An 8,615-nucleotide genomic window follows, 5' to 3' on the forward strand; every position below is an offset into this window, starting at 1 on the left:
GCTCCGCGTGGGAATGCCTTCCTGGACGCTCTGCGTCCGATCTTCAGCACCCGAGAACCACGAACCCACTCAGCTAGCTACGCAGCAGACTCTCAGGCGTAAGACCAACGCCGCGCCACTCAAACGCTACCGGCCAGAGCTGCTGATCGATCTGCGCGTCAGCCCAGAGCTTGCTGAATGCAATCCCCACACCCGGATGCAGACGCTCAGGGGCAATCAATGCCAATGTGCACAGCACAAAGGCATTCTTCAGAATTTCCGCTCTCGGCAAAATCAGCCCGTCGAAATTGCCGACCTGCTCGCCATACAACAGCACATCGATATCCAGCGGCAGCCCTTTGCGATCCGGGGCATAGCGGCCATTATCGGCCTCGATGAATTTCAGGCGGCGATCAAGCTCCATCAACGGCAGATCGGTCAACGCCGACACCACCAGATTGAAGAATGGCCCGCTCTTGATACCCACCGCATGGCTTTCAAAAACCGGCGAGCAACTGAGGTCAGTCAGAAAGCCATCCAGCGCATCCAGCCCGGCATGCAGGTGACGTTCGCGCTCGATATTGCTCCCCAGGCCGAGGAAAATCCGCGTCAGCGACATCCGCGCTCGATCTCCACACCCACACCGGCAGCGGCCGCTACGGCACCCGGCTTGGTCAGTTTCAGACGCAGCCAGGGAATATTGAATTCGCTCATCAGCACTTCAGCCAGCCGCTCAGCGAAGGTCTCTACCAACTGAAACTGAGCCTGCTCGGCGAAAGCCTGAATACGTTTCGAAACACTGGCGTAGTCGAGGGCCTTGCTCAGGTCGTCGCCTGCCGCTGCAGGGCGATTGTCCCAGGCAAAGCTGAGGTCCAGACGCAGGCACTGGCGAATGCCGCGCTCCCAGTCATAGGCGCCGATGACCGTATCAACCTCAAGGCCCTCGATGAAAACTCTGTCCAAGCACTACTCTCCACTGCACGACAAGGGCGCGATGCGCCGTTAGAATCAGGGCATCCTCGCCCGGAATGGTTAGCATGTTTTGGTTACTGGCCACCTTCGCCTACCTGCTTGGCTCGCTGTCCTTCGCCATTCTGCTCAGCCGCCTGAGCGGCAGGCCAGACCCGCGCGCCAGTGGCTCGGGCAATGCCGGTGCTACCAACATGCTGCGTCTGGCCGGAAAAAAACTGGCCATCCTGACCCTGCTTGGCGACCTCTGCAAAGGCCTGCTGCCAATCCTGATCGCCAGCGCCTGGAACCTGAACATCGCGCAACAGGGCTGGATCGGCGTCTGCGCAGTGCTGGGCCACCTGTTCCCAGTGTACTTTCGCTTCCGTGGTGGCAAAGGTGTCGCAACAGCCGCCGGCGTGCTGCTGGGGCTGTACCCGCCCGCAGCCGCCCTGGCCATAGCGGCCTGGTTGCTGACGCTCTACCTGACGCGTACCAGCTCGCTTGCCGCCCTGATTGCCACACCGCTGACCCTGCCATTACTGGCATGGCAAGAACCTCATGCGCTGTTGCCGATGAGCGTATTGACGCTGCTCATCGTCTGGCGCCATCGCGGCAATCTACGCGACCTGCTCGCCGGGCGCGAACGACATTTCTGAAGGGCAACCTGAAATCATCTCACCCTCGCCTGTCATCACAGCCCCGGCAACTGCTCCATGGGCCAACGCGCCTGCACGCTGATGCTCAAATCTTCCTTCTGCCCTGCCTGCAAACGCTGACAGCCCGCAAAGGCGATCATTGCGCCGTTATCGGTACAGAACTCGGGCCTTGCGTAGTAAACATTACCGCGCAAGTCGCCGAGCATGCTTTCCAGCGAAGCCCGCAGCGCCTTATTCGCGCTGACGCCGCCCGCAATGACCAGGCTCTTGAGGCCGGTTTGTTTGAGCGCACGCTTGCACTTGATGGTCAAAGTCTCCACTACCGCCTGCTGGAACGCCAGAGCGATGTCGCAGCGGGTTTGCTCGCTGTCGTCTCCAGCGCCCTGACATTGCTGCCAGGTATTGAGCGCAGAAGTTTTCAACCCGCTGAAACTGAATTCCAGCCCGGGACGATCAGTCATCGGCCGGGGAAAGACAAAGCGCCCCGCCACACCCTGCATCGCCGCTTTGGAAATCTCCGGGCCGCCTGGGTACTGCATGCCCATCATTTTGGCGGTCTTGTCGAACGCCTCGCCTGCTGCATCGTCCAGCGTCTCGCCCAGCAGTTCGTACTGACCGATGCCATCGACGCGTACCAGTTGCGTGTGCCCACCGGACACCAGCAACGCGACGAACGGGAACTGCGGCGGGTTTTCTTCCAGCATCGGGGCCAGCAAATGGCCTTCCATGTGGTGAACGCCCAACGCCGGGATATCCCAGGCGAATGCCAGCGCCTGAGCGCACGAGGCGCCGACCAGCAATGCACCTACCAGACCCGGTCCGGCCGTGTAGGCAATGGCGTCGATGTCAGTGGCCACGCAGTCCGCCTCGGCCAGTGTCTGGCGAATCAGCGGCAGCATGCGCTTGACGTGATCGCGCGAAGCCAGCTCCGGCACTACACCGCCATAGGCACGATGCAGGTCGATCTGGCTGAATAATGCGTCCGCGAGCAAACCGCGTTCGCTGTCGTACAACGCGACACCGGTTTCGTCGCAGGAGGTTTCTAATCCCAGTACTAGCATGGGGTTGCGCCTTGTAGAGGGCAGATTTGAAGGCGCGCATAATAGTCGTCGACCGAGGTGCCGACCAGCGGTTTTCGATCAGAGGCTTTGCATTCCTCTCAATGAGGGGTTAACATCCGCAACCCTTAAAAACCGACGTACTTTTGTGCAGTGTTTGCACTAAGCGTTGACCCCGGTAATGAATGAAGGTAGCTCTGGATGCCAGCCGTCAAAGTTAAAGAGAACGAACCCTTCGACGTAGCTCTGCGTCGTTTCAAGCGCTCCTGCGAAAAAGCCGGTGTTCTGGCTGAAGTTCGTAGCCGCGAATTTTACGAGAAGCCGACTTCGGAGCGTAAGCGCAAGGCAGCAGCTGCTGTCAAACGCCACGCCAAGAAAGTCCAGCGCGAACAGCGCCGCGCCGTTCGTCTGTATTAATTTACAGACCTTCGTCGCAAGCTTCTGCCTTGCCCGGCCAACCAGCCGGGCTGTCGGCAGTTCCAGCTTCGCTTTTTTGCGTTAACTGGATTGCGCGTTAGCTAGATTGATTGACCTCGTCCAGGCCGCCGATGCGACTCAGACATTCAATCAAGCACGTCCAGCCTGTTCACAGGCTACATCGGCCATGCCCACTCGGGCAGCAGACCGGTCGATGATAAGACGAGTATGCCTTGATGACTTCGCAAGAAGCTCAGCCAAGGCAGCGTCTTCCGTGCACCCAGGCTTATGCATCCTGGTTTTGTCACCCTCAGGTGGACACCCAGCGTGAAGCCTTATGACCTGCCCGCAGGCTCAAGTTTATTCCCCTTTCAGGCCCACACCGCCCATCGGATGCAAAGACGTGCCCGTTGATTGCCCACGTCTTCAAAAAGACGGCTGACAGGCTGACGGAACGCTCGTAGAGTCTCCCGATACTTTTGCACCACGCTTGAATGATGAGAACGCCATGGCCGGGCTGATTCCCCAGAGCTTTATCGACGACCTTCTGAACCGCACCGACATTGTCGATGTAGTCAGTTCGCGCGTGCAGCTCAAGAAAGCCGGGAAGAACTACACCGCGTGCTGCCCGTTCCACAAAGAGAAAACACCCTCTTTCAGCGTCAGCCCGGACAAACAGTTCTATTACTGCTTCGGTTGCGGCGCTGGCGGCAACGCGCTCGGCTTCATCATGGATCACGACAATCTGGATTTCTCCCAGGCTGTCGAAGACCTCGCCAAAGCAGCAGGCATGGAAGTGCCTCGCGAACAGGGCGTAAAAGGCCAGAAGCCCCGCCAGCCAACCGATTCCCCGCTCTACCCACTGCTGACCGCAGCCGCCGAGTTCTATCGCCAGGCATTGAAAAGCCATCCATCGCGCAAGGCAGCGGTGGATTACCTCAAAGGCCGCGGGCTGTCCGGTGAAATCGCCAGAGACTTTGGCCTGGGCTTTGCTCCGCCAGGCTGGGACAACCTGTACAAGCACCTGAGCAGCGACTCACTGCAGCAAAAGGTCATGATCGATGCCGGTCTGCTGATCGAGAACGCCGAAACCGGCAAACGCTATGATCGCTTCCGTGACCGGGTGATGTTTCCGATACGCGACTCGCGCGGACGCGTCATCGCCTTTGGCGGGCGCGTGCTGGGTGATGACAAGCCCAAGTACCTGAACTCGCCGGAAACACCGGTTTTCCACAAGGGCCAGGAGCTGTACGGGCTGTTCGAAGCCCGCAAATTCAATCGCAACCTCGATGAAATAATCGTGGTTGAAGGCTACATGGACGTCATCGCCCTGGCGCAGCAAGGTTTGCGCAATGCCGTGGCGACGCTGGGTACCGCGACCAGCGAGGAGCATTTAAAACGACTGTTCCGGGTCGTGCCCAACGTGCTGTTCTGCTTCGACGGCGATCAGGCCGGGCGCAATGCCGCGTGGCGGGCACTGGAAGCCACCCTGTCGAACCTGCAGGATGGGCGTCGGGCGCGCTTTTTGTTTCTTCCCGAGGGCGAAGACCCGGACACGCTGGTGCGCTCCGAAGGCACCGACGCGTTCAAGGCGCGCATCAATCAGCACGCCCAGCCACTGGCCGATTATTTTTTCGAGCAACTGACCAAAGAGTCTGACCCGCGCTCGCTGGAAGGCAAGGCGCACATGGCCACCCTCGCGGCGCCACTCATCGATAAAGTGCCTGGGGCGAACCTGCGCATTCTGATGCGCAAACGCCTGACCGAAATTACCGGGCTTACCGGCGAGGCCGTCAGTCAACTGGTACAGAGCGCGCCGGTGGATGCACCGCCGAGCTACGACCCGTACGTCGATTACGACGCCATGCCTGACTTTGCCGATTACCAGCCCCAAGGCGGTTATGAGCTACAGCAGGAATGGACGCCAAAGAAAACCGGCGGTCAGAATCAAAAAAAATGGGACAACAAATCCTGGGGCAAAAAAGGCAAGCGCCAGGACTTCGAACCTCGAACGCCGCGTGTACCGACCGCTGTCGAGCCACCCATGCAGGCCGCACTGAGAACATTGCTGCACCACCCTGAACTGGCCGAAAAGGTCGAAAATGCCAGCCATTTCGCTGCAGAAGACCAATCTAACGCGCAACTGCTGGTCGCCCTTATCGAAGCCAGGCAAAAGAATCCCAACCTGCGGTCGTTACAGTTGATAGCGAGGTGGCACGGGACTGAACAGGGCCGTTTGCTGCGCGCTCTGGCAGAAAAGGAATGGCTGATTGAGGCCGACAACCTTGAACAACAGTTTTTCGACACTATAACTAGCTTATCCGCTCGCCAACGCGAGCGCAGTCTGGAACATCTGATCAGCAAGGCTCGTCAAACCGAGTTGAGCGCAGAAGAGAAAATTCAGCTTAGGGAACTGCTAAATCGCAATGTTCCCGCACAAACCCCGACCTCAACTGGCGCGTGAGGTCATAGCTCGGGTATAATCCTCGGCTTGTTTTTTGCCCGCCAAGACCTTCAGTGGATAGGGTGTTATGTCCGGAAAAGCGCAACAGCAATCTCGTATCAAAGAGTTGATCACCCTGGGTCGTGAGCAGAAGTATCTGACTTACGCAGAGGTCAACGACCACTTGCCCGAGGATATTTCAGATCCCGAGCAGGTGGAAGACATCATCCGCATGATCAACGACATGGGGATCCCGGTACACGAGAGTGCTCCGGATGCGGACGCCTTGATGCTGGCCGACGCCGATACCGACGAGGCAGCCGCAGAAGAAGCGGCTGCAGCGTTGGCAGCGGTCGAGACCGACATCGGGCGTACCACCGATCCCGTTCGTATGTACATGCGTGAAATGGGCACCGTTGAACTTCTGACCCGTGAAGGCGAAATCGAAATCGCCAAACGTATCGAAGAAGGTATCCGTGAAGTGATGGGCGCAATTGCGCACTTCCCTGGCACGGTTGACCATATTCTTTCCGAATACACACGTGTCACCAGCGAAGGCGGTCGCCTCTCCGATGTTCTGAGCGGCTATATCGACCCGGACGACGGCATTGCGCCGCCTGCCGAAGTACCTCCGCCTGTCGATCCCAAAGCCGTCAAGGCCGAAGGCACCGATGACGACGAGGAAGAATCGGCAGACGCCAGCGACGACGAAGACGAAGTCGAAAGCGGTCCCGATCCGGTCATCGCCCAGCAGCGCTTCGGTGCGGTTTCCGATCAAATGGAAATCACCTGCAAGGCGCTGAAGAAATTCGGTCGCGACGACAAGCACGCCATTGCCGAAATGGTTGCACTTGCCGAACTGTTCATGCCGATCAAACTGGTTCCAAAGCAGTTTGAAGGTCTGGTAGAGCGTGTGCGGGGTGCTCTTGAGCGTCTTCGTGCTCAGGAACGCGCCATCATGCAGCTGTGTGTACGTGATGCACGTATGCCGCGCGCCGACTTCCTTCGCCAGTTCCCGGGCAACGAAGTTGACGAAAGCTGGACTGACGCACTGGCCAAGGGCAAGAGCAAATACGCCGAAGCCATTGGTCGTCTGCAGCCTGACATCCAGCGTTGCCAGCAGAAGCTGTCGGCACTGGAAGAAGAGACCGGCCTGAAAATAGCCGAGATCAAGGACATCAACCGTCGCATGTCGATCGGTGAGGCCAAGGCCCGCCGCGCGAAGAAAGAGATGGTTGAAGCGAACTTGCGTCTGGTGATCTCCATCGCCAAGAAGTACACCAACCGTGGTCTGCAATTCCTCGATCTGATCCAGGAAGGCAACATCGGCTTGATGAAGGCTGTGGACAAGTTCGAATACCGTCGTGGCTACAAGTTCTCGACCTATGCCACCTGGTGGATCCGTCAGGCGATCACTCGCTCGATTGCCGACCAGGCCCGCACCATCCGTATTCCGGTGCACATGATCGAGACGATCAACAAGCTCAACCGTATTTCCCGGCAGATGCTGCAGGAAATGGGTCGCGAACCGACCCCGGAAGAGCTGGGCGAACGCATGGAAATGCCTGAGGATAAAATCCGCAAGGTATTGAAGATCGCAAAAGAGCCGATCTCCATGGAAACCCCGATCGGCGACGACGAAGATTCGCATCTGGGTGACTTCATCGAAGACTCGACCATGCAGTCGCCAATCGATGTCGCCACTGTTGAAAGCCTGAAAGAAGCGACACGCGAAGTGCTGTCGGGCCTTACCGCCCGTGAAGCAAAAGTTCTGCGCATGCGTTTCGGCATCGACATGAATACCGATCACACGCTTGAAGAGGTCGGTAAGCAGTTTGACGTTACCCGCGAGCGGATTCGTCAGATAGAAGCCAAGGCACTGCGCAAGCTGCGTCACCCGACAAGAAGCGAGCACCTGCGCTCGTTCCTCGACGAGTAATCGTACCAGCGAGTCAACAAAACCCCCGGCCTGCCGGGGGTTTTGCGTTTCCGGGAAAAAGAAATCCGGATTTGCAGGTCCAGTCGTCAATTGATCAAATCAAACAGAGGTCAGACGTCGGTCTAATTGCAGGCCATGGCGAATTGACCTACAACTATGTATCACACAGGACACAAGCGCTTGCCAGTCGAGCCTTGGCCAGTGATTGTTACAAATTCACGCCACAACAATATCAGCGATAGTCAGACACGGACGTAAGCCGCATATGCGTGAAGTAATAATCGACACCAATGACCGGGAAGCGTCGTGCCTGTCCGAGGGAAAATTCGCCTCGGTCTTCGCTCAGTGCCCGGATGCCATGATTATCGCAAGCCTTGTCGACGGGCATATCATGGATGCCAACGCGGCGTTCGTTGAACGGACCGGCCTCACCCTTGACGAAGTGATTGGGAAAACGCCCACCCAACTGGATTTGTGGGCAGTGCCAGGTATAGGCCCAAAAGTTTTGCAGCAACTGCAGACAGGCAACATTCATAACCTGGAGATACCCTTTCGGCGCAAGAACGGCGAAACCTTTTCCGGGCTCATGTCCGCTCAGCCTTTTGACCAGAGCTCGACGCCAGCCGTACTGGTGATAGTGCGTGATATCACCCAGCGCAAGCAGGCCCAGCAGCAACTTCAACTTTCCGAAGAAAAATTCGCCAAGGCGTTTCATGCCTCGCCTGACGGGCTGGCTATCACCCGCCAACAGGACGGAATGCTTTTAGAGGTGAACGAAGGTTTCTGCCGCATCACGGGGTATAGCGAAGCGTACTGCCTTGAGCACTCGACATTCGACCTGGGTGTCTGGGTGGATCTGGGCGACCGCTCCAGGCTCATTGAGCAACTGAAGCGGCACGGCTCCGTCAGGGACTTCAGGGCCCGGCTTCGTAATGTTGATGGCAGTATCAAACTGTGCGAACTGTCCTCGCACCCGATCGTCATCGCAGGCGACGACTGCCTGCTGACGATTGCACGGGATATAACCGAAAGCAGACAAATGCAGGAAAAACTGCACTTGGCTGCAACGGTGTTCGAGAGCACAGCCGAGGGCGTGCTCATTACCGACACCAACCAGCGCATCAATGCCGTCAACCGTGCCTTCACTGAGATTACGGGAGTATCAGTTTTTT

At 57.9% G+C, this 8,615-nt stretch carries 8 protein-coding genes; 5 read left to right on the forward strand and 3 right to left on the reverse strand.

Annotated elements, in window-relative coordinates; all coding sequences use genetic code 11:
- Positions 1-73 precede the first annotated feature (73 nt).
- Entirely contained in the window at positions 74-598 is a 525-nt protein-coding gene (folK, locus tag ALO64_RS08770; protein ID WP_044343655.1) for a 2-amino-4-hydroxy-6-hydroxymethyldihydropteridine diphosphokinase, read from the reverse strand.
- A complete protein-coding gene (folB, locus tag ALO64_RS08775; protein ID WP_044343654.1) occupies positions 589-942 on the reverse strand; it encodes a dihydroneopterin aldolase in 354 nt (117 codons plus the stop codon). The genes folK and folB overlap by 10 nt, the downstream gene beginning before the upstream one ends.
- 74 nt (positions 943-1,016) lie before the next feature.
- Between folB and plsY the strand changes: the two genes are divergently transcribed.
- Positions 1,017-1,586: a glycerol-3-phosphate 1-O-acyltransferase PlsY gene (gene plsY, locus ALO64_RS08780; RefSeq protein WP_004660108.1), complete on the forward strand. Its 570-nt coding sequence runs from the start codon at positions 1,017-1,019 to the stop codon at positions 1,584-1,586.
- A 35-nt stretch (positions 1,587-1,621) separates the two neighbouring features.
- Here the strand turns inward: plsY and tsaD are convergent, their stop codons facing one another.
- Positions 1,622-2,647, reverse strand: coding sequence for a tRNA (adenosine(37)-N6)-threonylcarbamoyltransferase complex transferase subunit TsaD (gene tsaD, locus ALO64_RS08785; protein WP_002551878.1), 1,026 nt, complete (start codon positions 2,645-2,647; stop codon positions 1,622-1,624).
- 198 nt (positions 2,648-2,845) lie between these two features.
- Here tsaD and rpsU point away from each other — a divergent pair, with 198 nt between their 5' ends.
- The 4 genes from rpsU to ALO64_RS08805 all read left to right on the forward strand — a co-directional run.
- Entirely contained in the window at positions 2,846-3,061 is a 216-nt protein-coding gene (gene rpsU / locus ALO64_RS08790) for a 30S ribosomal protein S21 (RefSeq protein ID WP_002551877.1), read from the forward strand.
- 508 nt (positions 3,062-3,569) lie between these two features.
- Positions 3,570-5,525: a DNA primase gene (gene dnaG / locus ALO64_RS08795; RefSeq protein WP_044343653.1), complete on the forward strand. Its 1,956-nt coding sequence runs from the start codon at positions 3,570-3,572 to the stop codon at positions 5,523-5,525.
- Between the two features lie 67 nt (positions 5,526-5,592).
- The gene (rpoD, locus tag ALO64_RS08800) at positions 5,593-7,443 is read left to right on the forward strand and encodes an RNA polymerase sigma factor RpoD (RefSeq protein WP_044343652.1); all 1,851 of its coding nucleotides are present in this window, start codon (positions 5,593-5,595) and stop codon (positions 7,441-7,443) included.
- Positions 7,444-7,720: 277 nt separating this feature from the next.
- On the forward strand, positions 7,721-8,615 hold an 895-nt coding region (locus ALO64_RS08805; protein ID WP_169788675.1), incomplete at its 3' end, for a PAS domain S-box protein.

The organism is Pseudomonas meliae, from assembly GCF_001400515.1.
In the GTDB taxonomy this organism is placed as follows: Bacteria; Pseudomonadota; Gammaproteobacteria; order Pseudomonadales; family Pseudomonadaceae; genus Aquipseudomonas; species Aquipseudomonas amygdali.